Origin of the sequence: Nostoc sp. S13, from assembly GCF_029379315.1 — a bacterium.
GTDB lineage: Bacteria > Cyanobacteriota > Cyanobacteriia > Cyanobacteriales > Nostocaceae > Nostoc.
Window position 1 is genome coordinate 1 of the sequence record NZ_JAQYWQ010000074.1, and the last position, 26,199, is coordinate 26,199.

At 42.0% G+C, this 26,199-nt stretch carries 14 protein-coding genes and 2 CRISPR repeat arrays; of the genes, 11 read left to right on the plus strand and 3 right to left on the minus strand.

Annotation, left to right across the window (positions count from 1 at the left end; genetic code table 11):
• Positions 1–524 precede the first annotated feature (524 nt).
• The 8 genes from PUQ00_RS20980 to PUQ00_RS21015 all read left to right on the plus strand — a co-directional run bounded on the left by PUQ00_RS20980 (position 525) and on the right by PUQ00_RS21015 (position 18,539).
• Positions 525–743 carry a hypothetical protein gene (locus tag PUQ00_RS20980; protein WP_300420293.1) on the plus strand — a complete coding sequence of 73 codons (219 nt, stop codon included), beginning with the start codon at positions 525–527 and terminating at the stop codon, positions 741–743.
• A 284-nt stretch (positions 744–1,027) separates the two neighbouring features.
• Entirely contained in the window at positions 1,028–6,460 is a 5,433-nt protein-coding gene (locus tag PUQ00_RS20985) for a type I polyketide synthase (RefSeq protein ID WP_300420294.1), read from the plus strand.
• Between the two features lie 292 nt (positions 6,461–6,752).
• On the plus strand, positions 6,753–6,905 hold the full coding sequence (locus PUQ00_RS20990) for a hypothetical protein (RefSeq protein ID WP_300420296.1): 153 nt from the start codon (positions 6,753–6,755) through the stop codon (positions 6,903–6,905).
• Positions 6,902–8,629, plus strand: coding sequence for an SDR family NAD(P)-dependent oxidoreductase (locus tag PUQ00_RS20995; RefSeq protein ID WP_300420297.1), 1,728 nt, complete (start codon positions 6,902–6,904; stop codon positions 8,627–8,629). Before PUQ00_RS20990 ends, PUQ00_RS20995 begins: the two co-directional genes overlap by 4 nt.
• 247 nt (positions 8,630–8,876) lie before the next feature.
• Positions 8,877–13,670, plus strand: a complete 4,794-nt coding sequence (locus tag PUQ00_RS21000) for a PfaB family protein (RefSeq protein WP_300420300.1) — start codon at positions 8,877–8,879, stop codon at positions 13,668–13,670.
• A 277-nt stretch (positions 13,671–13,947) separates the two neighbouring features.
• Positions 13,948–15,627 (plus strand): PfaD family polyunsaturated fatty acid/polyketide biosynthesis protein, encoded by a 1,680-nt coding sequence (locus PUQ00_RS21005; protein ID WP_300420303.1) that lies wholly within the window; start codon positions 13,948–13,950, stop codon positions 15,625–15,627.
• Positions 15,624–17,147, plus strand: coding sequence for a thioester reductase domain-containing protein (locus PUQ00_RS21010; protein WP_300420306.1), 1,524 nt, complete (start codon positions 15,624–15,626; stop codon positions 17,145–17,147). Before PUQ00_RS21005 ends, PUQ00_RS21010 begins: the two co-directional genes overlap by 4 nt.
• A gap of 588 nt (positions 17,148–17,735) precedes the next feature.
• On the plus strand, positions 17,736–18,539 hold the full coding sequence (locus PUQ00_RS21015) for an SDR family oxidoreductase (RefSeq protein ID WP_300420309.1): 804 nt from the start codon (positions 17,736–17,738) through the stop codon (positions 18,537–18,539).
• 34 nt (positions 18,540–18,573) lie between these two features.
• Here the strand turns inward: PUQ00_RS21015 and hetI are convergent, their stop codons facing one another.
• The 3 genes from hetI to PUQ00_RS21030 form a co-directional block, all read right to left on the minus strand.
• Entirely contained in the window at positions 18,574–19,293 is a 720-nt protein-coding gene (gene hetI, locus PUQ00_RS21020) for a 4'-phosphopantetheinyl transferase HetI (protein WP_300420312.1), read from the minus strand.
• Between the two features lie 244 nt (positions 19,294–19,537).
• Positions 19,538–19,786: direct repeats of the CRISPR family, unit length 37 nt; unit sequence GTTTCAGTCCCCGTGAGGGGATTTGGTTAGTGGAAAC.
• 85 nt (positions 19,787–19,871) lie between these two features.
• Positions 19,872–20,123, minus strand: a complete 252-nt coding sequence (locus PUQ00_RS21025; protein ID WP_300420314.1) for a hypothetical protein — start codon at positions 20,121–20,123, stop codon at positions 19,872–19,874.
• Entirely contained in the window at positions 20,120–20,677 is a 558-nt protein-coding gene (locus tag PUQ00_RS21030) for a hypothetical protein (protein ID WP_300420315.1), read from the minus strand. The genes PUQ00_RS21025 and PUQ00_RS21030 overlap by 4 nt, the downstream gene beginning before the upstream one ends.
• Positions 20,678–20,849: 172 nt before the next feature.
• On the opposite strand from PUQ00_RS21030, the gene PUQ00_RS21035 reads away from it, so the two are divergent.
• From PUQ00_RS21035 to PUQ00_RS21045, 3 genes are all read left to right on the plus strand, one after another.
• Positions 20,850–21,020, plus strand: coding sequence for a hypothetical protein (locus tag PUQ00_RS21035; RefSeq protein ID WP_300420317.1), 171 nt, complete (start codon positions 20,850–20,852; stop codon positions 21,018–21,020).
• Between the two features lie 243 nt (positions 21,021–21,263).
• On the plus strand, positions 21,264–22,976 hold the full coding sequence (locus PUQ00_RS21040) for a class I SAM-dependent DNA methyltransferase (protein ID WP_300420319.1): 1,713 nt from the start codon (positions 21,264–21,266) through the stop codon (positions 22,974–22,976).
• 571 nt (positions 22,977–23,547) lie between these two features.
• Positions 23,548–25,497: an HsdR family type I site-specific deoxyribonuclease gene (locus PUQ00_RS21045; protein WP_300420322.1), complete on the plus strand. Its 1,950-nt coding sequence runs from the start codon at positions 23,548–23,550 to the stop codon at positions 25,495–25,497.
• A 418-nt stretch (positions 25,498–25,915) separates the two neighbouring features.
• A CRISPR array of direct repeats spans positions 25,916–26,151; the repeat unit is 22 nt; unit sequence GGTGGCAAAAACCCTCCAGGTA.
• The last annotated feature ends 48 nt before the right edge of the window (positions 26,152–26,199 follow it).

The window sequence follows — 26,199 nt, forward strand, 5'->3', positions numbered from 1 at the left end:
AAACCTCTCCGTATTCTCTCTTAGTCTTGTTCAGAAATCAAATAGGAGTCCTATATGTTATGGGGACACAGCAATGCTCATGCCTGTCAACTTAAGGTGAAAGTTAGTCTAGAACCAGCTTTGACAGATTGTCTCGTTAAGAGTCGGAGACTCTTAACGAGGTAAATGTCTCACACATTTATATTTATATAGGTATAAATTATACTTTTATGCTGGATTTTTTTCAAAATTCACATCAGTAATAGTTTAGAGCAATTTATAAAATAACTTTAAAGGAATGATTTAGTTTCTGTAAAGTATGTTAGTGTTTTTATTAAATCAATGCTTTAAAGTGGTTAAACAAACTAGTTATTTCATTGATATTTTGAAATTAAAATAACTAAAGATAACTGTTTTGTGATCGTTTAATTACTTTTCAACTTGCATAAACTGGGATTGAAGGTGGTGTCTTTTCTGTAACGAACTTGTCAACTTTACTGGGTTAAGTAGCATAAAATATATTATCTTGGACGTTGAAACTAGCTATGACATTTATCAAGATACAGAACGTTGTCATTAACATCAGCTATGTTGCTGTAGTTAGGCTAGATAATCAAACGGTTTCAGGTGAAAAAAGCGTTTCTGTTACCTTACCTACTCCTCAGTTTTCATCGCTCCAGTGGAATACCATTGCTCAAAATATCTACGATTACAAATGGATTGAATTCACTGGTCAAGCAGCTATTACACTCCAAGACTATTAGATCGGTTTTAACAACGTCATCGACCTATTGCCACAATATTAAGAGTCTAGCGTTGTATAACATTTTTGTGCGATGTCTACGACGGGCTACGCCTACGCTGTGTGCCAAAATCACCTATAAATCTAAGGCTGTATCAGGGCAGTATGTGTCGTGTGGTGTCGATTTGGAGAAAAGCATTTAGCGCAGATAGGATAGCTAACTGCTTACAAGACGAGAGATTTTCATTATTTAGTAGGCAACAGAAATTACTGTAGCTACACAATCCACAGTACTAACTATGCCCTATGTCTGCTTATTCAATTGATACTGCCTTAGCGGAGTTAGAGAGCCTTGTCAATAATTGTGAAAAGGCTGTGATGAGGTCTATAGAGGAAAAAAAAATGAATTCAGATAAATCAGTGTCCACCAACAAAATTAACAGACAATTACAACACAATCCTATAGCCATTGTTGGCATGGCTTCTCTATTGCCCAAAGCCAGAAATTTACGTGAATACTGGCAAAATATAGTAAATAAAATTGACTGTATTACTGATGTTCCTTCCACTCACTGGAGCGTCGAAGATTATTACGATCCGAATCCGAGAACTACTGAAGATAAAACCTACTGTAAAAGGGGTGGATTTCTTCCAGAGGTTGATTTTAACCCGATGGAATTCGGCATACCACCCAGCATTCTGGAAGTCACAGATGTATCGCAACTATTAAGTTTAGTGGTTGCGAAAGAGGCGATGGAAGATGCCGGTTATGGTGAAAAACGCGATTTTAGCCGCGAGACTGTTGGCGTAATCTTAGGCGTGGCGATGGCCAAACAATTAGGAATGCCACTTTCTGCAAGGTTGGAATATCCGATTTGGGAAAAAGTTCTTAAAAGCAGTGGTTTATCCGATGAGGATACGCAAAAAATCGTTGATAAAATCAAAAGCGCCTACGTGAAATGGGATGAGAACGCTTTCCCTGGAATGTTAGCTAACGTAGTCGCGGGTAGAATTGCCAATCGCCTAAACTTTGGCGGGATGAATTGTGTAGTTGATGCCGCCTGTGCTAGTTCCTTTGGTGCTTTAAAAATGGCAATTAGTGAGCTAGTTGAGCATCGGTCTGAGATGATGCTGACTGGTGGTGTTGATACCGACAACACCATCATGGCTTACATATCATTCAGCAAAACACCGGCGGTTTCTCCGAGTGAAAATGTCAAACCTTTCGATGCTAAATCCGATGGGATGATGCTGGGTGAAGGTATCGGGATGATTGTCCTCAAACGCCTGGAAGATGCTGAACGCGACAACGATAAAATCTATGCCGTAATCAAAGGCATTGGTACCTCCAGCGATGGGCGTTACAAGAGCATTTATGCTCCCCGCAAAGAAGGTCAAGTTAAAGCCTTAGAACGTGCTTATGAAGATGCCGGTTTCTCTCCCGCTACTGTTGGTTTGATGGAAGCACATGGTACCGGTACAATGGCTGGAGATCCCACAGAATTCGGTTCTTTAAAAGACTTCTTTGATGGACATGATCACAAAAAGCAGCACATCGCTTTGGGTAGTGTAAAATCGCAAATTGGACACACAAAAGCGGCTGCGGGTGCGGCGAGTTTGATTAAAACTGCTTTGGCATTACATCACAAAGTATTACCGCCGACAATTAACATCACCCAGCCGAACCCCAAACTAAATATTAAAAATTCGGCCTTTTATTTGAATACCGAAACCAGACCTTGGATTCGTGCAGAAGGGGAAGCACCAAGACGTGCGGGTGTGAGTTCTTTTGGCTTTGGCGGCACTAACTATCACGTCGTTTTGGAAGAATATGAAGCTGACCAAAACCACGCTTACCGCTTACATAGTGATGCTAGTGAAGTGCTGTTATTTGCTCCCACAGTAGACCAATTGTTGAGCAAATCTGAAGAGATTTTAGCTAAGTTGCGGTCGCCTGAAGCAATCACACATTATGCACAATTAGTCAAGGAATGCAAATCGCCACAAATTCCCCTCTCTGCTGCCAGATTTGGGTTTGTAGCTGAGAATCTCGAAGAAGCTTGCAAGTTGTTGCAAACTAGCATTGACTGGCTGAAAAACAAAGGAACAGCAGCATCTTGGGAGCATCCCCAAGGGATTTATTACCGCGCCTCTGGTATGGAGTTGGGTGGAAAAGTTGTTGCTCTATTTTCTGGTCAAGGTTCGCAATACTTGGAGATGGGCCGGGAACTGGTAATGAATTTTCCTTTGATGCGGCGTCTTCATGGCTATATGGATAGCTTGTTAATCAAAGATAATTTAAAGCCGCTTTCAGAGATAGTTTTTCCTCATCCTGTGTTTGAAGAGGCAGAAAAAAATGTCCAAATTGCTGCCTTACAACGCACAGAATACGCTCAACCAGCCATCGGGGTGTTGAGTGCAGGGATGTACAGCATACTGCAACAAGCTGGGTTTAAATCAGATTTTGTGGCGGGACACAGCTTCGGTGAACTGACAGCGTTGTGGGCTGCGGGGGTTTTGAGTACTGAAGATTATTTGTTCTTGGTGAAAGCTAGGGGTCAAGCAATGGCGGCTCCGGAAGACCCGGATCATGATGCGGGTAGTATGTTGGCTGTTAAAGAAGACATCAACAAAGTCGAAGCAGTGCTCAGACATTTTCCGCAAGTTGCGATCGCTAATCAAAATTCTCCCACTCAATTTGTCTTGGCTGGCCCCACCGCAGAAATAGCGAGAATCAGAGAAGCTTTACACGAGAAAGGATATACAGCTGTATTGTTGCCTGTATCAGCAGCTTTCCATACACCGCTAATTGCCTTTGCTCAAAAATCCTTTGCGATCGCTACCAAGTCAGTCAAGTTCCAAAGTCCCAAAATCCCTGTTTACAGCAACGTTACGAGTAAGCAGTATCCCAAGGAACCCCAAGGTATTCAAAAAATCCTGGAAACGCACCTTTCTAACTCGGTGCTGTTTAAGCAGGAAATTGAAAATATCTATGCAGCCGGTGGTTCTTGCTTTGTAGAATTTGGGCCGAGGAGAATTCTCACCAACTTGGTAAAAGATATTCTTGGCGATCGTCCTCATCTCACTGTATCTCTGAACCCTAGCACTCAAAAGAATAGCGATCGCTCTTTGCGAGAAGCGGTTGTACAGTTGCGGGTAATTGGTTTGGCTTTGAATAACCTCGATCCCTACCAACTTCCCCAAACTATACCGCCAATTGAGACGAAGAAGACATTAAATGTCCGTTTGAACGGCATCAACTATAGATCCGAAAAAACGAAAAATGCCTTCGCTCTAGCTTTGCAGGATGGGCATAAAGTCACATTACCTACCCCCGAATATTCTGATGCGGCTCCTTTATTTACTAGCCCAGGTGTGACTCCACCTCTGGCAGTCATAGAGACTAACGGACATAAAAAAACACCTGCGATCGCTAACGGTGTGACTTCTAATATCATCACCCAAACAGAGCAACAAATGAATCCTGTGACCCTTTCACAACCAGCCCAGGAATCTAAGATGCAACCAACACCAGAAAAACTTACAAATTATCAACAACTTTTAGAAAGTTTAGAATATCTTCTGACACAGTTTCAGGAAAATCAAGCCGAGAATTTACAAGTTCACGGTACTTATCTCAACCATCAAATGGAATACGCCAAAGCGTTTTTCCAACTGATGCAGCAGCAAAATTCCTTGTTGAGTGAAAGTAAATCGACAGAAGAAACTGCCAAAATGAAGCTAGTTGTGATGGAAAGCTTAGAGCGCAGCATGATGCAGTTTCACTCCCAACAAGGTGAAACCCTACGCATTCATGAGCAATATCTCCAAGAGCAACTGGAATATACCAAAAACTTTTTCCAACTCATACAGCAAGAGTATTCTCAAATCATCTCAGGCGAGGGAGCAACTCTACTCACAGAGAAACTCAGCAATGCGGTAGCAGATCATTTGATCACAGAAACAACTGTTACTGATGCACCAGTACCCGTTACTAGCAAGATAGTAGAAAGCCAGCCTTTGCGTGTAACTGAGCCAGTAGCTAAAAATGGCTTAAATGTTACCCAAGCACCTCTAGCGCCTGCTCCCCAGGTGGTAGAGCCTGTAGTTGAAACTCCTGTATCCCCCACTTCTAAGAAGGATGAAAATTCCTCTTCTTTACTCCCTAATCTCTTCTCCCCACTTCCTACTTTCGAGATAGTCGAGCCACCTGTCCCAGTAGTAGAACCCCAAACCGAGGTTGTAGTCAAAATTAGTTCACCTCCAGCCAACGAAGTTGTCGCAGAACCAGCACCCACAACTGCTGCACCTGTATCTGGCGCAAGCATTGATATTGTTGACTTGGATAAAAACCTGTTAGCCATCACCAGCGATAAGACAGGCTACCCAGTCGAGATGCTGGAAATGGACATGGACATGGAGGCGGACTTAGGTATTGACTCCATCAAACGGGTGGAAATCTTAGGGGCGCTACAAGAAATGTATCCCAACCTACCCAAGCCCAATTTAGAAGAACTCGCAGAAAAACGCACCATCGGTCAAGTTGTCGAGTATCTGCAATCCCATACTTCCAAAAATATTTCTGTAGAAATTGCAGTTCACGAAGTACAACAACCAAGCGAAATTCTTGTAGAGACTGCACCCGTAGTTGAGGTAGTTACTTCACCTGAACCCAGCGTTGTTGTTGCATTCAACCCAGAACCAGAACCCGCAACAACTGATGAATTTGCAGACTTAGGTCAAACCCTACTAGCCATCACCAGTGATAAGACCGGTTATCCAGTCGAGATGCTGGAACTGGAAATGGACATGGAAGCCGACTTGGGGATTGACTCCATCAAACGGGTAGAAATACTTGGGGCGATGCAAGAAATGTATCCCAACTTACCTAAGCCAAATATCGAAGAACTCGGAGAACTCCGCACCATCGGTCAAATAGTCGATTACCTACAGCAGTTGGCTGGAGGTGAAAAAAAAAAGTCTGAACCTGAGTTTGTCCAACAACCACCGGAATTAGAGCATAATATCCTGCGCCATCCGGTCAAACTCAGAAGCCTACCACAGCCCGATTACTTGGATTTCACGTTACCAGAGGGACACATCGGTTTAATTACCGATGATGGTTCCCTCACCACTTATAAATTAACTGAATCCCTAATCGAGAAAGGCTGGAAAGTAGTAGTTATCAGCTTCCCGCAATCGCTGATCGCCCAGCAAGCGCCCTTACCTACAGGAGTAACCCGCGTCACCTTAGCAAACTTGAGTGAAGAACATCTCCAACAACAACTGCAAGCGATCGCATCTCATTGCGGAGCGATTGGGGCCTTCATCCATCTACATCCGATGTTTGTAGCAAATCACACCGGGAGTATTTCCTATAACGAATCAGAAAAGGCGATCATCAAGCACGTATTTTTGATGGCGAAACACCTCAAACCTTCCCTCAACGAAGCCGCGCGTCATGGACGTAGTTGTTTCTGCACAGTTGCTCATCTCGACGGTGGCTTCGGCTTAGAGTACAAAGTCAACTTCGGTGCGATCGGCGCTGGTTTATTCGGATTAACCAAAACCCTCAGATGGGAATGGCCAAAGGTGTTTACTCGTGCGATCGACCTAAGTCCCAGACTTGACGCCAAACAGTCAGTACAAAATATCATTGCCGAGCTTCACGACCTCAATCTTTATATTAGTGAAGTTGGCTATGGCGCACAAGGACGAGTCACCATTATCGCCGATTAATTAGTTCTTTGATATAGCAGTCTTATTTGAGTTGTGAAAATTCCTGTTTTTAACGAACCGCAAAGGACGCAAAGAGGAGGCAGCGCGGTCTTGGGGGTTTCCCCCATGAGCGACTGCCGTCGCAAAGAAAAGAAATAAACAGAGAATTTCACAAACTTTTAAGACTGCTATTAGTATGTTTTTACTTTCTTGCTACTACAAGAATATTGCCTATTTCTCTTACTTTGCGACGGCAGTCGCTACAACTCTTAGCCACCCCCTTGCGGAGGTTCCCTCCATTGGGGGGAGTGGCATGGGAACCCCCCTTCGGGTTCACCAGTCGCCTACGGCGGGAAACCCGCCTACAGCGCTGGATTCACTGCAACGCGCTGCCTCTTTTTTGCGCCCTTTGCGGTTCGTATATCAAAAAAAACCAATTTATGCAGGTATTCACGAGGATTTATGACACAAACAGCCCAGCTTAGTCCATCATCTGTCTTTGTCGTGAGCGGCGGTGCAAAAGGGATTACGGCTGAGTGTACTATCAGATTAGCACAGCAGCAACCCTGCAAATTCATCCTCCTTGGTCGCTCCGAACTATTAGAAACAGAGCCAGATTTTGCTCAAGATTCTGATGAATCAGCGTTGAAAAAATGCATCATGGAAAATCTTCTTTCTCAAGGAGAGAAGCCCACACCCATGAATGTGCAAAAAATATATAACAAAATTACCTCCAGCCGCGAAATTAAAAAGACTCTAGCAGCAATTGAAAAAACAGGAGCTAAAGCAGAATATATTAGCGTCGATGTCACAGATACACAGGCTTTACAGGAAAAACTTGCCACTGCTGTGGAACATCTCGGCCCAATTACAGGAATCATCCACGGCGCTGGAAACTTAGCCGATAAGTTAATTGAAAAGAAAACAGAACAGGATTTTGAAAAAGTTTACACCGCCAAAGTTCAAGGATTAGAAAACCTGTTAGCTTGCGTTAATCCTAATCAACTTCAACATTTAGTTTTGTTTTCTTCAGTAACAGGATTTTACGGAAATCCCGGACAATCTGATTATGCGATCGCTAATGAAATTCTGAACAAATCAGCCCATATATTTAAACAAAGTTATCCCTCATGTCATGTAGTCGCTATCAACTGGGGCGCTTGGGATAGTGGAATGGTGACAGCAGAATTAAAGAAAATTTTTCAAGAGCGAAAAATCGAAATAATTCCGATTGCAGTCGGCGCACAAATGCTTGTTAAAGAAATGGATAATACCAATCATGCAACCGCACAAGTTGTTATTGGTAGTCCACTGGTTCCACTTGCGGCAGAGTTAGATTCAGAATTACGAACCTATCGTATTCGCCGCCAAATGACATTGGAAGCTAATCCATTTTTAGAGGATCATACTATTGCTGGTTCTCCAGTTTTACCAGCAACTTGTGCAATGACTTGGATTATCAATGCTTGTGAACAACTATATCCAGGTTATCGGTTGTTTAATTACCAAGAGTTTAAAGTTTTGAAGGGGATTACTTTCAATGAAACATTAGCGAAGGAACATATTTTAGAAGTAGAAGAAATTTCCAAAGTTAACCTTGAAAGAATCGAACTTAAAGCCAAAATTTCGAGTAAAAACCCTGAAGGTAAAATCCATTATCATTTTAGCGCTCAACTCAATCTCCAGCAAGAAATTCCAGTTCCACCCACTTATGAATCTCTCAATCTCGAACAAGATAATATCATCACCACTACCGGAAAAGCTTTTTACCAAAATGGGGGAACCACATTATTTCATGGCCCCGCTTTTCAAGAAATCAAAAGAGTCTTAAACATCAGTCCTGAAAAAATTACTACAGAATGTCTTTGGCCAGAACTCAGTGCCCAGCAACAAGGACAATTCCCCGTGCAATGGGTAAATCCATATACAACTGACTTGAGTATGCACGCCTTATGGGTTTGGACACAACACTTTCATCAAGAAGGTTGTTTACCTGGAAAAGTCGAAAAATTTGAACAATTCGCAATGATACCCCATAACGAAACATTTTACGTTTCTTGTGAAGTAAAAGCTAAGACACCAAGTAGTGCGATCGCAAACTTTATCATACACGACCGCCAAGGAAAAATCTATTCACGAATGCTCGGTGCCCACGCCATTATTTGGTCAATGAAAATGCTCAGAAGCTAATAATACTCATTTAACACTCAACACCTATAGCATTCCTAAAATCTCTGTGAAATCTTCTCTTTCTAACCTTCTCTACGAGACGCTACGCGAACGTGTCCTTTGCGCCCTTTGCGGTTCGTTAAAAAGAGTATTTTTCACAACTCGAATAGGATTGCTATAACTTGCCTCTTCAAAGTTTGGGGAACAGCGTAAATCCTGCCTTTTAAATTATCTCTTGCCTAATACCCAAACTCGGAGCATATAAATCGTGGAAAAAATAGCCATCATCGGATTATCATGCCTATTCCCCGATGCTAAAAATCCTGAAGAATACTGGCAGAACATCGTTAATCAAAAAGATTCCACATCCTCTGCAACCGTCGAAGAAATCGGAGTAGATCCGACAATCTTTCACAATCCAGTCAAAGGTACACCAGATAAAACCTATTCCCTCAAAGGTGGATACATCCGCAACTTTCAGTTTAATCCATCTGAATACAATCTACCATCAGAATTTCTTGCTGGTTTAGATAATACCTTCAAATGGTCATTATATGCCGCTAAACAAGCAATTGTACAGAGTGGTTATTGGGATAATCAAACTGTCCTGGCAAAATGTGGCGTAATTTTAGGTAATTTGTCATTCCCAACAAAGTTATCTAATCAGCTATTCTCTCCAATTTACCAGCAATCTATTAACCCTGCTGTTAGAGAACTTTTGCAGTATGAAAACTTTGATTTAGCTGGACTCCCAACTACAACTAAAGCGTCTTTGTACAATGCCTTGATATCTGGCTTACCAGCATCTATCATTGCTCAAGCTCTATCTCTATCCCAGATTAATTTATGTCTGGATGCTGCTTGTTCGTCATCATTTTATGCTATTAAACTAGCGTCTCATTACTTATGGTCACACAAAGCTGATGTCATGTTAGCTGGAGCTATCAGTTGTGCAGATTCTCTATTCGTGCGGATGCTATTTTCTGGTGTTCAAGGGTATCCAGAAAATAGTATCAGTCGTCCATTAGATAAGTCCTCTAGAGGACTCATTCCCGCCGATGGTGTTGGGATGGTCATGCTAAAAAGATATTCTGATGCCGTTAGAGATGGTGATAATATTCTCGCTACCATTTGCGGTAATGGACTTTCAAATGATGGCAAAGGTAAGCACTTACTCAGTCCGAATCCTAAAGGACAAATCCTCGCTTTTGAACGAGCCTATAATGAGGCGAAAATTAGTCCAAAAACCATTGATTATCTAGAGTGTCATGCTACTGGCACATTACTAGGAGATACAACCGAATTCAACTCCATAGAAACCTTCTTTGGTCAAAATCAAGCTGCACCTCTGGTGGGTTCTGCCAAGGCAAATACTGGTCACTTGCTAACTGCTGCTGGCATGGTTGGCTTGACTAAGGTGATTTTGAGTATGTCGCATGGTCTAATTCCACCGACCATGAATGTTTCCGAACCTTTGGCGTCTGAAAATAGTACAATTTCTGCCGATAAAATTGTTAGAACAGCTACGACATGGCCCAATAATAACGCACCAATTAAACGGGCAGCTATTAGCGCTTTTGGTTTTGGCGGCACTAATTCACATCTGATTTTAGAACAAGGAAATACAACACAACCAGTTGAATCAACTCCACCTGTTCCACTTGTAAAAGTCGCCATTGTCGGCATGGATGCCTTTTTCGGTAACTGCAATGGTTTAGATGCTTTTGAACGGAGTATTTATGATGGAACCCAGCATTTTACTTCCCTACCGCCTCAAAGATGGCACGGTATAGAAAACCAAGAAAATGTCCTGAAAGAGTACGGTTTAACCGATGGAAAAGCACCAATAGGGGCATATATCAAGGATTTTAAAATCGATACTTTATCGTGCAAAATCCCACCGAATGAAATCGAAAAATTAAACCCACAACAATTATTGCTCCTGAAAGTTAGCGATCGCGCCGTGAAAGATGCGAAACTACAGGAGGGTAGCAATGTGGCGGTTATTGTCGCTGCTGAAACAGAGTTTTCCGTACATCAGCTACAGCAAAGATGGAATTTATCTTGGCAGGTTAAGGACGGCTTACTCAACCAAGGAATTTCTCTACCTGCTGAACAACTGGCACAACTGGAAACTATTGTCAAAGATAGCATTCACCAACCAGTAGAAATCGGCGAATATGTGAGTCACATCGCCAACATTATGGCGAGTCGAATTTCAGCTTTATGGAATTTTACTGGCCCTGCATTCACCATCAGCGCTGGCGAAAATTCTGCCCTCAAAGCGTTAGAAGTGGCACAAATGCTACTCGCTACGGGTGAAGTTGATGCAGTGGTTGTGGGTGCGGTGGATTTAGCAGGTGGTGTGGAAAATGTCTTGTTTCGCAGCCAATTTGCACCAATTAATACAGGTGTGAATACGTTGGGTTATGACCAACAAGCCAATGGCTGGACGGTTGGCGAGGGTGCGGGTGCTGTCATCCTCAAGCGCTACGAAGCTGCTAAGGAAGACAATGAACGCATCTATGCAGTCATTGATGCCATGAGTTTCGCACAAGGTAATTCTACTGCCAGTAACGCTCTGGTAAAGCCTGATGCTTTAGCTATCAGTAATGTCTGCAAACAAGCTTTCCAGATAGCAGATATTCAGCCCACAGAGGTTAACTATGTAGAAGTCTTCGGTAGTGGCGTTTTCCAGCAGGATGAAGCCGAAATCACAGGTTTACTCCAAGCTTATCCCAAGGTGGGCAATGGTCTGCATTGTGCATTGGGCAGCGTCAAAGCCAATATCGGCCACACCTATACAGCATCGGGAATCGCTAGCTTAATTAAAACCGCTCTCTGTCTTTATTACAGGTATATTCCGGCCACACCCAAATGGTCTGGTGTCAAAACACCGCAAGTTTGGGAAGGTAGCCCTTTCTATGTGGCAATGGAATCAAGACCTTGGTTTGTCGATAAAGGCGGCACACGCAGAGTAGCAGCAATTAATAGCATGGGTATAGATGGCAGTTACGCCCATTTAATCTTATCGGAGGAACCCAGCCAAGAGGAGCGCGACAACAGATATTTGCAACAAATGCCTTTTCATCTGTTCCCTATAGCAGTTAGCGATCGCTCCACTATACCCGATATACTTAACGATCTCCAAAAATCCATTGAAGCTAGTTCCTCTTTATCAGCTACCGCCAGCCAAACATTCGCTACCTTTAAACAGCATTCTAATCCAAAATACGTCTTATCAATCACAGGACGTAACACAAAAGATTTACTCAAAGAAATTGAATCTGCCCGCAAAGGTGTAAATAATGCCTTTGAAAACGGTACAGATTGGCAAACACCTTTAGGAAGTTATTTCACAGCGAAACCATTGGGTAAAACTGGAGCAGTTGCTTATGTTTACCCCGCAGCAGTCAATTCTTATATTGGCATTGGTCGCAGTGTCTTCCGTTTATTTCCGAAAGTTTTTGAGGACTTAAAAAGTAACAATCTCTACAATCGGGCTGCCGATGTTGAAAAGCTGGTTTATCCCAGAAGCCTGCCTAAATTGACAACTAGGCAACTAGAAACTCTCGAAAAGCAATTGTTAGATGATTCACTGGCAATGTTTGAAAGTGAAATCGCCTTTGCCAGATACATGACAGCAATTTTCCGAGATGATTTTCAAGTCAAGCCACAATCCGTTTTTGGGTATAGTTTGGGTGAAACTAGCATGATGGTTGCCCAAGGAGTTTGGAGTGATTTTGAGGGCGGAAGTAACACCTTAAACTCATCACCTTTATTTGGCGATAAGTTATCTGGCCCTAAAAATTCTGTGCGTGAATATTGGGGATTAACGGATTCACCCAATTCACAAAACAACAAATTTTGGAATACCTATGTTCTCATGGCTACTCCATCCCAAGTTAGAGAATGTCTGAAACATGAGAATCGCGTTTATCTAACTCAAATCAACACACCAGAAGAAGTATTAATTGCTGGTGATGATGCCGCCTGTAAGCGAGTGATTGAAACTCTAGGTTGTAACGCTTTTCCGGCTCCCTTCGACCATGTGATACATTGTGAAGCGATGCGATCGCAGTACGAGGAAATCAAGAAGGTAAACACTTTACCATCGCAAACTCTCCCAGGTATTGTTTTTTACTCTGCCGCCGATTATCAACCGATCGCACTTGAAAGTGATGCTATCGCCCATAACATTGCCAAAGGATTGTGCCAAGAGCTTGATTTTCCGCGATTAGTTAATCGTGTCTACGGTGATGGTGTGCGAATATTTTTAGAAGCCGGTGCTGGTAGTGTTTGTTCACGATGGATTGATAAAATTCTCGACAACAAAGAACACATCACAGTCTCTCTGAATCGTAGAGGGATGGATGACCATGCTTCAATGGTCAAAGCATTAGCAAAACTACTCAGTCATCAAGTCAACGTGGATTTATCGCCACTGTATAGTAAAGCCCAAGAAACCGCTAATCAAAATAAAGCAACATTGAGAACAGTTACCTTGGGTGGAAAATCAATTACGGCGACAATTTTGAGGGAGGAAAATCGCAAACTTGTTGAAGATTTGATTGGGGATCTTAAGGGCGATGGCTTCGCCAACGCCAAGGGCGAACGCTTCAAAAAACAGCATCCAAATATACCTAATCTCCAACAATCTGAAATCACAGATTATCTTAATAATTCCAACCAGATAACCCAACAAGAAAGTTATTCCCCTAACATCTTGCCATTGCTTACTCAGCCAGAAGAAGTAAAACCGAAAAATATCATTGATAACGGTTTTGAAACGAAAGAACAATTACAATCTTCTGAGTCAAGCGCAATTAGACAGCCAATTCCTCTTTCTTCGCCACCTGTCATCACTCAAAAAATTAGTAGCATCATCAGCATGTTCGATTTAAATAAGACTCAGTATCAAAAGCTCAATGCTAATAATTCAAAGATAACTAAAGCGCACACTACTTTTTTACAAGCTAGACAAGATTATAGTCAACAAATGAGCGAAATCATTCAATTGCAACTAGCTTGCGCCCAAAATTTGCTCAATGAGGAATCTTGATAATAGTCTATATCTAACTTTTCATGTCATTTGGAAAAACCAATAAGAAACCTAACCCCCTAGCCCCCTTCCCTACAAGGGAATGGGGAAAATTCAAAGCCTCTTCCCTAGAAGGGGAGAGGTTTAAAGAGAGGTTTTCTAGATGCTGTGAAAAGTAAGAAGTCTACATACTTCAACCATCAATGACCTTTGGGAAGGGGAAATCTTAACCGATAAAAGAAAAATAATTCTTCCCCACTCCCCTTATTTAGTAATTATAATCCGAGGGATAACTGCTGTGACAACCGTAGATACGGTAATGAGTAAACACGATAATGGTCTTAATTTTTCTACCTGGTTTCATACTCAAAACCAGGTTTGGAAAGGTTCTTTAGAATCTATATCTTTTGAGCAGGAAGCCATCAAAGATAAATTGATGGTATTAAATAAACCCTGCTACATCGTGAAAGTTGCCGGAAAAATCGGTGTCACTAACGAAGGGTATTTATCCCCTGCTGATAATGCCACAACAACACAAACCGAACTACTGACATTTGTAGCACCAATCTACATTCAACAGTTTGGAGATCCGAATTTTCTCTCCTTTCATGGAGTGAAATATGCCTATATTACTGGCGCAATGGCTGGCGGAATTGCTTCCGAAGAAATGGTAATTGCACTTGGAAAAGTACAAATTTTGAGTTCCTTTGGTGCAGGTGGTTTAACTACAGAACGTTTGGAAGCAGCCATTAACTGTATTCAACAAGCTTTACCTCAAGGGCCCTATGCTTTCAATTTAATTCACAGTCCTAATGAACCTGCGATTGAACGCCGGGCTGTGGATTTATACCTGAAATATCAAGTCAGAACAGTAGAAGCATCTGCATTTCTCGACTTGACCCCCAACATTGTTTATTACCGTGTTGCTGGATTGGGGTTGAATAATGCCAATCAAATTGAAATCAAAAATAAAGTCATTGCCAAAATTTCTCGCCGAGAAGTTGCTACTAAATTTCTGCAACCAGCACCAGCCAGAATTCTCAAAGAACTTCTTGAACAAGGATTAATTACTGAATTACAAGCAACCCTTGCAGCCAAAGTTCCAATGGCTGATGATATTACCGTCGAGGCTGATTCTGGAGGTCATACAGATAACCGTCCCTTAGTTTGTTTGTTACCTTCTATTATTGCCTTGCGAGATGAAATTCAAGCACAATATCATTACCAAATACCCATTAGAATCGGAGTAGCAGGGGGAATTGGGACACCACAATCAGCATTAGCAGCTTTTATGATGGGTGCTGCTTATATAATGACCGGCTCAATTAATCAGTCATGTGTTGAATCTGGGGCTTGTGAACATACCAAAAAATTATTAGCTCAAGCAGAAATCGCTGATATGATGATGGCCCCAGCAGCCGATATGTTTGAAATGGGAGTCAAACTGCAAGTTCTCAAACGCGGTACGATGTTCCCCATGCGATCGCAGAAATTATTTGAACTCTATCGCGCTTATAATTCGATTGAAGAGATTCCTTTGGCAGAAAGAGAGAAATTAGAAAAACAAGTTTTTCGCAAAAGTATTGCCGAGGTATGGGAAGGAACTGCGGCTTATTTGTCCCAGAAGAATCCTGAAAAACTAGGTAAAGCAGTCAATAATCCTAAACTGAAAATGGCGTTGATTTTCCGCTGGTATCTAGGATTATCTTCTCGTTGGTCTAGTTCGGGTGAAAAAGGTAGAGAAGTCGATTATCAAATTTGGTGTGGCCCAGCAATGGGCGGTTTCAATGACTGGGTACGGGGTTCCTACCTGTCTGAACCAAATAATCGTGGGGTAGTTGATGTTGCTAATCAAATTATGACTGGTGCAGCCTTTTTGTATCGTGTCCAAAATTTGAAAATTCAAGGACTACAAGCTTCGGATTATTACAGTCAGTATCACCCTGTTCGTTCTACATTAGTGGAGATTTTAAAATGACTATAAAACAGTCTTTTACAGCCGCCGATATTCAAATATTTTTGATATCTAACTTAGCTGAATTGCTAGGAGTAGCAACTGATGAAATAGATGTCAAAGAGCATTTAGAAAACTATGGCTTGGATTCAGCCCAAGCAATGATTCTAGTCAGCAAATTAGAAAAATTGCTAGGATTTCAACCATCTCCGTTGCTCTTGTGGCATTATCCAAATATTGAAGCTCTTTCACAGCGTTTAGCTGAAGAAGTCCAAGAAGATTCACTAGTTCAAGACACAAAAGTTGTGCGTCAGACATCCTCTAATGCCAACGCTGCTCCCTCGGTTCTAAATTTAGGTGCCGAGGCGGTTCTTGACCCCACCATCCATCCCGGTGCTGCATCTAATGTGCTTGTAGGTGAACCCAAAAACATTTTTTTAACTGGAGCAACAGGCTTTTTAGGAGCTTTTGTTATCCGGGAATTACTACAGGAAACTAATGCGGATATCTATTGCTTAGTGCGTGCTGCTAATACCGAAGAAGGTAAAAGGAAACTCCAAAAGAATCTGCAACAGTATGCAATTTGGCAGGAAGAATTTAACTCCAGAATTATTCCGATTGTCGGCGATTTATCTCAGCCATTGTTAGGTCTTGGCTCTGAACAGTTTCAAGTCTTAGCTGCCAATATTGATACTATATATCATAGTGGTGCTTTGTTGAATTATGTTTTTCCCTACTCCGCATTGAAGGCAGCTAATGTTTTAGGAACTCAAGAAGTTTTGAGATTGGCTTGTCAAATAAAAGTCAAGCCTGTCCATTACGTTTCTAGCGTTGCTATTTTTGAATCACCTGCTTATGCTGGTAAGATTGTCAAAGAACAGGATGAATTCAATCATTGGGAAGGTATTTACCTTGGTTACTCTCAAACTAAATGGGTAGCTGAAAAGTTAGTCAAGATTGCTCGTGACCGTGGACTTCCTGTAACTATCTATAGACCACCACTGATTTCAGGAGATAGCAAAACAGGCATTTGTAATACACATGACTTTATCAATTTGATGACCAAGGGCTGTCTACAAATGGGGAGTTTCCCTGATGTAGATTATATGTTGGATATGTCTCCTGTGGACTATGTAAGTAAAGCCATTGTTTATCTATCACGGCAAAAAGAATCCATAGGTAAAGCTTTCAATTTACAACATCCCCAACCTGCCGCTTTGAAAATGCTAGTTGAGTGGATACGCTCATTTGGTTATTCAGTTGAGATGATTCCATATCAAGAATGGCAAGCAGAGTTAATCAATAATGTGTCTTCTGTGGACAATCCTTTATACACTCTGCGACCCTTTTTACTAGAACGCTGGTCTGATGAACAACTGACTATTCCTGATTTATACCTACAAGCTAAAAGACCCCATATTAGCTGCCAAGATACTCTTCATGCACTAGCAGGCAGTTCTATTGCTTGTCCTCCAATTGACTCTCAATTGTTTATGACTTATACTGCTTACTTGATTCAAAGTGGTTTCTTGAATATCGCTTAGGAACTCAGAACTTTTGTAGGGTGCGTTACTTCCTAACGCACCATCCTGGATACTTTCGGTGCGTTACATTCCTAACGCACCCGACAAAACAAAACTTTTCTTTCGTCCATGTTCTTTAGGACTCAGTACTACTGAACAGGCAATATTTAAGATGCCAGCTAACAACTCATACACCAACAGCGGCAATATAATTGCCCTGTTTTTTTATGCTCAATAATGTAAATTTTTAGGATTCCCCTCTTGACAGAAGCAATCGAGGATAGAATGGTTAGTGTCGGGCATAAAAATTTGATTTTACGCGATTGCTGTTGTGAGTAATCCAAAGGGATGTCTGGCGACAAGCAGCTACGCATCTACGCTAGCAGTCTTAAATAACCGAACTTGTTTAATGCCTAACTTTTTCGATGCATAAGTCCTAAATTTACGTTTGGACTACTACATCTATCCAACGCACTACACAAGCATTTGAAAGGGTAATAATTCAAGACATTTCTCGTCGGTTCACATATTACGCTTACTTAATTGTAGAGCGAAAATCATTGTAAATGCAATGCAGCTTCATCAAGTTGAATCCACTAACATTCTTACATGAACACAACACATCAAAGACAGAGCAAACAAACTGCTCTCATTACTGGGGCAGCCGGTGGAATTGGCTACGAATTAGCATCTATTTTTGCTGCTCATGATTACAATCTTGTCTTAGTAGACAGAAATGGGGCAAAGCTTGTAGAAATTGCAATTAAATTCCAAAAACAATTTGGGAATTTTGTGAAAACTATTGTTAAGGATCTATCTATATCAACAGCTCCTGAAGAAATTTTCGCAGAGTTGCAACTCGCCGATATTAAGATTGATGTGCTAGTGAACAATGCCGGATTTGGTATCTATGGATTATTTCACGAAACAGACCTAGCTACTGAACTGGAAATGCTACAGGTAAATTTGGTGTGTCTCACCCATTTAACTAAGCTATTCATGAAGCACATGGTAAAGCAACGTGAAGGAAAAATCTTAAACGTCGCCTCGGCTGCTGCTTTTCAACCAGGCCCTTTGATGGCGGTTTATTTTGCTACTAAAGCCTATATCTTATCTTTTTCAGAAGCGATCGCAAATGAATTAGAAGGTACAGGTGTCACTGTGACAGTTCTTTGCCCAGGCTCAACGGAATCTGCTTTTCATGAAAGAACGGGAATGGCAGACTCTAAGTTGCTCAAGGGCAAGAAGATGATGGATGCAAAAACAGTAGCCGAAGTTGGTTTTCGCGCCTTAATGAAGGGTCAAACCATTGTCATTCCTGGTTTTATCAATAAACTACTCGCCAAAAGCGTCAGATTTGTACCCAGAAACCTGGTGACAAAAATTGTGAGAAATATGCAGGAAGATAAGTAGGAGGCATTGGGGAAAAATAACTAATGACAAATGACTAATGCTGCCAACACTTCAAATCCCAGCCAAAATTTCCCACAGCAACAGCAGCAACATAATTGTTAGCAGGTACTAGTTCAAAAAGACTCCAATCTTCAGTTATCTGTAACTTGGCTGGTTCTGTGGGAGTTAGCGATACTTCAATTTGCTCTAGCTGGGATAGTCCATCTCCAGTTGCTTTTAAATAAGCTTCCTTGCAAGTCCAGTAACGGAAAAATACCTCTTGCTGTTGGTTGGGAGATAGCGATCGCAACATCTCATATTCTCTCGGTAAAAAGAACCGTTTGGCAAGAGCTTCTAAATCAGATATCGGGCGAATATATTCTAGGTCTACACCAATTTCACGAGTCCAATTTACTGCACACAAACCCAACCCTTGGGAATGAGATAAGTTAAACGCCAGTCCACTATCGGCAAATCTATCTGCTAATACTGGTTTGCCACGGTGTTGATAATTAAACTGCACTTCTAGCGCCTTCATACCCAAATAGCGACCTAATATAGTTCGGAGAATACCGCGACCAGCGATGAAACGCTGGCGATGTTCCTGAAAATAGAACCGTTCAGCACGAGCCATTTCGTCATTGGAAAGAGTCGCTGCTAAATTTTGCAGCTGTGATTCTGGTTGGTCAAGGTCTATGCACCAGACATGAATTTCATCCGGTAACAAAGTTAAATCTGTCGGTGCAGGTTGCCAGAGATGATGAGTAGCAGTCATGATAATTCATAATTCGTAATTCGTAAGACTTAAAATTATTCATCTTTAAGTTTACATGAATGTCTAACGCTCTTGAGCATATTCTGGGATGAGTGTTGGCATTGCTTCTTTGGTTGAATTATTAGCTATTACTTATGATACCAACCCCCAAAAAAATGTCAAAAAACCGTATTTTGAATACAGTTTTTGACTTCAAAACAAGCTATTGCAAGTCATTACTCCAGAGCGATGGCTACGCCCACCCTTGGTATTCCCCGCGAGGGGATTTGGTTAGTGGAAACGGGCAGGGATATTCTACAAAAAAATATCGCAGGTTTCAGTCCCCGTGAGGGGATTTGGTTAGTGGAAACCCTAGACTCTCTGTTTGGAGCTACGGTCGCAACTGTTTCAGTCCCCGTGAGGGGATTTGGTTAGTGGAAACCTAAGTCGGTGATGGCTGATGCAATGCGGTCTCATGTTTCAGTCCCCGTGAGGGGATTTGGTTAGTGGAAACAAACTGCCTTCATTTTCTTTTGTTCTTCCAATTTTGTTGGCAAAAAATACGTTATCGTCGAGGGTTAACTTGCATTGGTAAAGAATCATAAGCTGGAAATTAGGGATTGTGAAAGTAGTGTAGGCGCTACCTTAGCACCAGGCGACTGGAAGTCGCGGCTACACAGGCAAAAGCCACCTCCGTGGGTGGTGGACAGGGAACGAGAGGAAATTTGAGCAATTTCTTCGTAGTTCACCTGCCACTTGGAGTAAAACTGCTTGGGAGTCATTCCCAATTGACAGTAGCTGTAGAGTTGAATCAAATCTTGCTCTCGCTGCTTGAGTGGATGAGGATTCATAAGTCTGCTTCCTCGCTGATTGGTTCTAAATCGTCTTCCCAAGCAATATCGGCAGATGTCCAGACAGCACTGGGGCTATCTTTGCTCAACCAAATCAGGTAGCACCAACTCCAGCAGCAGCGATCGCCAGCAAAGCTATAAAATCTACCAATGACAATACCCCAGTCAGTATCACTTTCAGCAGAGATCCAACGCAAGCGATCGCCATATAAAAATCTGGGTGTCTTCGCTACATCAGGAAAGTTGACAGGAAGCTCAATAGATGCATTTGGGCATTTCAGGTTAATCAAGCTTAGAACTATATCTTGGTTACTGTGCCGGATGAGATTGAGATAAGCAGCAATCAACTTACCATTGATGCTGTGAGTCAACTGAGAAATCAGAATAGCAGCTAGAGTTTCTATTTCTTGCTGCTGGGGTTGTATCCAGGTGCTATCAAAGTCAGCATCAGAGTAGTTGTTGAGCTTTGCCAGTAATTCTGTAATGTTGAAGTCATCTAAAGCTTGTTGATAAGCTCTGTGTTCATCTGTTTTGTAGCTAACAGGCTTTAACATGGATAATGTCTCCTGTGATATGGGGGCCAAAAGCCAGCATCCGCCCTGAGAAAGTTGATGGCTGGCTTTTGACTTATCAGTAATTATACGCTAAAACAAAGTGTTTTTGTTTTAATTAGTGTTTTTTAATGTATTTAATACAAAAACAAACAAAATCCCTTATGATGCTGACATGGGAAAAGTAACTGTAACTCTTTATATGGAAGAAGAAGACAAAGAAGCCCTGCAATTGTTGGCTGATGCAGAGGAGCGTTCTTTGTCTCAGATGGCAGTGTTAATTGTGAAACGAGCAATTAAACAAGCTCAGAATGAGGGCAAAATCCCACCAAGTCAAGGGAAATGATGTGTAAACGCTTAATGGTTTTGAAAAGTTATTGCCTAGTGTGTCAAAAGTATTTCTGCTTATCGTCTTTGGGACGTTATTTTAGGTTAAAAAATTTCGATCAAGGAATTAAACGTGCTAAGTATATTTGTTTGGGCTAGGGGAAAAGATAACAGATTCCCTGGTTGTCAAAACAGTTAATATGTAAATTCATAATTTTTTAGGCGAAATAGACAGTCATATCGCCTAAGTCGCTAACAAACTATGCTCAATATCAGTCAACTTGAATCTTCCCTGTGGGAAGCTGCAGACCAACTCCGTGCTAACTCAAAACTCAATGCTAATGAATACAGTATGCCCGTACTGGGGCTAATCTTTCTTCGCCATGCAACAAATCGCTTCAATGCTGTAAACGCGGAGATTGAAAAGGGTTTACCTTCGCGGGGTGGTAGAAAACGCCCGATTACCAAAGATGACTTTAAAGGAAAGTCAGCAATTTTTTTACCAATTGAAGCCCAGTATGATCGCATCTTGAATTTGGCAGAAAACGCAGATATTGGCAAGGCGATTAATGCAGCGATGAAAGCGATTGAAGATGAAACTCAGATGTTGCAGGGAGTGTTACCGAAGGAGTACACCAGTTTTGAGCAGGATTTGCTGTATAACTTGGTGCGAATTTTTGACCGCGAAGAGTTACGTACAGCTACAGGTGATGTGTTTGGGCGAATTTATGAGTATTTTCTGAATAAGTTTGCCATGAGTGGCGCACAAGAAGGAGGAGAATTTTTTACACCGCCTTCTTTGGTACGGACGATTGTAAATATGATTGAACCTGACCGGGGAAATGTCTTAGACCCTGCTTGCGGTAGTGCAGGTATGTTTGTGCAGACAGGACATTTTCTCGAAAATCGCGGTGAGGATGCAGCTGCAAAAATTACTTTTTACGGACAGGAAAAATCGGACACTAACACTCGTTTAGCGCGAATGAACTTAGCGGTTCACGCTTTAGAAGGGATAATTCGCCAAGGTAATACTTTTTACGATCGCTGGGAAGAGTTGCTGGGTGAATGTGATTTTGTCATGTCTAACCCGCCGTTTAACGTGGATGGTGTGAGTCCAGAGAAGGTGAAGACTGACCCCCGGCTGTTTACTGAGAAAAAGATACCGGGAATTGCTGCGAAAACTAAAGCAGTGAGCAATGCAAATTACTTGTGGATACAGTATTTTTACAGTTATTTAAATCAGCGAGGTAGAGCCGGGTTTGTAATGGCGAGTTCGGCATCGGATGCAGGACATGGGGAAAAGGAGATTCGAGAGGAGTTAATTGCTACCCAAGCGGTAGATATGATTATCTCTATTGGGACAAACTTTTTTTACACAAAATCTCTACCTTGTACATTGTGGTTTTTTGACAAGGGAAAACCAGCAGAACGCCAAGACAAAGTGTTGATGATTGATGCGCGGAATGTCTACCGAGTGGTGACGCGCAAAATCCGCGATTTTAGTGAAGAACAACTCCAGAATATCACGGCGATCGCTTGGTTGTATCGCGGTCAGCAGGAACGTTATTTAGGATTGGTGCAGGATTATTTAAACAAGACGCACCAAGAAGCGGCGACTATTGAAGGTGCGTTGACACAGTTGGAGTCACCTTTAGCTAAGTTGACACAATTATTGCAGAATTTTAGCGATCGTCTTGGTGCTTCGCTTCCTTTATTAAAGGAGTTACCCGAAGTTGAGGGATTAGTTGCTGAAGATATCGCCAATCAGAATATTGAGACTTTTCGCGCTAGTTTGTCTGAGTTGGAGGCGGGAATTAAAGAATTTGCAGAGGCGAGACAAGATTTAATTGGTGAATTACAAGTGCATCTTGCATGGTTTGCAGAGAATAACCTAACCCCCCTACCCCCCTTCCCTACGAGGGAAGGGGGGAAAGATAATAACTCCCCTCCCCTTGTAGGGGAGGGGTTGGGTTGAGGAACGTAGCTTGCTTCCCGCAGGGTAACCCAACATTTTGCTAGGTTTGTTGGGTTTCGCAAAGGCTCAACCCAACTTACCAATATTCAAAATCTACGCAGTATTGCATTCCACCCGACTGGTGAATATTCTATTGCATTAATTTAGTAAATTACTCAAATGAGAAAGCAATCAAGCATTTGAGAACACAATCTGCCTTTTTGCTTGCTGAATCTACTGAAATGAGAAAGCAATCAAGCATTTTGAGAAAGCAATAAGCCTTTTTGCTTGCTGAATCTACTGAAATGAGAAAGCAATCAAGCATTTTGAGAAAGCAATAAGCCTTTTTGCTTGCTGAATCTACTGAAATGAGAAAGCAATCAAGCATTTTGAGAAAGCAATAAGCCTTTTTGCTTGCTAAATCTACTGAAATGACAAAGCAATCAAGCATTTTGAGAAAATAATAAGCCTTTTTCCTTACAGAAAAGTTCAAAAAGAGAAAGCATATGAAATTATTTTAAAGGTGATACTTGCTACTTACCCAATCCCAAAGCTATCAATAGAATAGCGACCTGTATCACCTATCACCCCTATGAGTTCCGAATATTCCGAAGACCGCTTGGTGCAACAAACTACCGCTAACTTCTTTGAACAAACCCTGAAATGGCACTCAGTTTACGCATACAAAAAAGAAACTTTCGGGATTAACGGTACACTAGGACGCAAAGATAAACGGGAAGTTGTCCTCACACGCTATCTGCGCCAAGCACTGGAGAAATTTAACCCTGGTCATCCAAACCAAGTATACGACGATGCGATCGCCCAATTCACCACATCCAATATTTCAGACCAATTAGTTACCATCAACCATAAAAAATACCAACTTATCCGCGAAGGGATCCTAGAGAAACCCTACAAAAACCCAGATGGTGAAACCATCAATCCCCGCCTGAAAGTGATTGACTTTCAAAACCCAGAAAATAATCATTTCCTGATTGTGCGGGAGTTGTCTATTAAAGGTTCTCTCTATTCCAAACGACCTGATATCATCGGCTTCGTTAATGGTATTCCTTTACTATTTATTGAACTTAAAGCCACGTACCGCAACGTCAGAGTGGCTTACGAAGACAACTACACCGACTACAAAGACACTATCCCGGAAATTTTCCATCACAACGCCATAGTCATGTTGAGTAATGGAATAGTGGGGAAAGTAGGTAGCATCACCAGTCGCTACGGCCACTTCCAAGAATGGAAACGTCTAGAAGAAGAGGAACTCGGCAAAGTTGACTACCAAACAATGTTAATGGGGATGTGCCGCAAAGACAATTTCCTCGACATCATCGAAAACTTCATCCTTTTTGATGACAGTAGCGGTAAAAGCATCAAAATTCTGACTCGTAATCACCAATTTCTTGGTGTTAACCGCGCATTTACCGCCATTCAACAACGGCAAGTCCGAGAAGGGAAACTTGGCGTTTTCTGGCATACTCAAGGTAGCGGTAAATCTTACTCAATGGCATTTCTGACGCGCAAAGCCCACCGCCAATTACCAGGTAATTTTACCTTTGTCATCGTCACAGACCGCCAAGAATTAGATAATCAAATCGTAAAAACCTTTGCTGGCGTTGGTGCTATCAAAGAGAATAACACCCAAGCCGCCAGTGGTGAGAAATTAGCTGAATTACTCAAAGACAACCATCGCTACGTTTTCACGCTGATTCACAAATTCAACAAACCAGGCGAAATTTACTCCCTGCGTCCCGATATTATCGTCATCTCCGACGAAGCGCACCGCACCCAATACGGTAAACTCGCGGAAAATATGCGTTCTAGTTTACCCAATGCATCTTTCATCGGCTTTACTGGTACACCCTTAATGGAGTCGGAAGAAGACCAACTTACCCGTCGAGTTTTCGGCGGCTACGTTTTCACCTACGACTTCCAACGCGCTGTCGAAGATGGTGCAACTGTTCCTCTGTACTACGACAATCGAGGCGAAGAATTATATTATGAGGACAAAGGCACTCAACGCCAAGTTGCAGCTGAGGAGGAACTAAATCAACGCCTCGCCACCGCCATCGAACAATTTGACCTCGACGCAGAACAAGAAGAAGCTGTGCGTCGCCGCTTGGGGGGAGAATATCTCATCCTCACCGCCGAAAAACGTTTAGACCGAATCGCCGAAGACTTAGTAGCTCACTATACCCAACGTTGGCAAACAGGAAAAGCCATGCTTGTTTGTCTAGATAAGATTACGGCTGTGCGAATGCACGGACTTATCGATAAATACTGGAAACAAGCAATACAAGCACAGATACAATTAGTCAAACAAGCTGGTGATGAACAAGAGGAAGTGGAACACCAGCAACATTTGCAATGGTTGCAGTCAACCGAATATTTAGTTGTAATCAGCGAAGCCCAAAATGAAGTTAAAACTTTCAAAGATTGGGGTTTAGATATAATTCCCCATCGCCAAATTATCAAAAGTCGCAACCTAGAGGAAGAATTTAAGAACGAAAAACGTAGACAACCTGAGTAATATAGTATTTCTCCATATTTATCAGCAGTATAAAAGTGCTAATAAGCATCCTTATGCAGCGTAATAGTACTTAACATTACTCGCTAAAGCGTTTGAGGTTTTGGTGTAAGACTTCGTGAATGCGTTGGCGTAGCCCGCCGCAGGCATCGCACCAAAAAGGTAAGCTCCCAACAACTGTTGTTAGTCAACTGTGTCAGCCTCTCAAGACTGACCCCTCCGCAATTCTTCATTTGAAGGACTAAAATCAAGGCAAAATTTCTAAGAGTTCCGTGCAAGTTCCAAATACCTTGCCCCGTCTGAATCTCTCGTTTTTCCACTAAGATATGATTCTTGTGACTGAAGCTCAAATAGGAAATTGGGAGACATACGCGCTGAGGAAATCTAGAAACGTTCCCCTACAATATTTTGAAACTAAGTGGGTGGCAAAAACCCTCCAGGTACTGGGTGGGTTGAAAGGAAAATAATCCATGGAAAAAAAATGCCAGCAGGTGGCAAAAACCCTCCAGGTACTGGGTGGGTTGAAAGTGATTTCAGAGGCGCAATCAAACGCCATAGATTTTGGTGGCAAAAACCCTCCAGGTATTGGGTGGCTTGAAAGCCAAATCTGCAACTATTACGCACGCATACAAAAATGTTGTAACAACCCTCCAGGTACTAGGTGGGTTATCATAATTTTTATTAGGGAGGGTTGAAAGAGAGCGC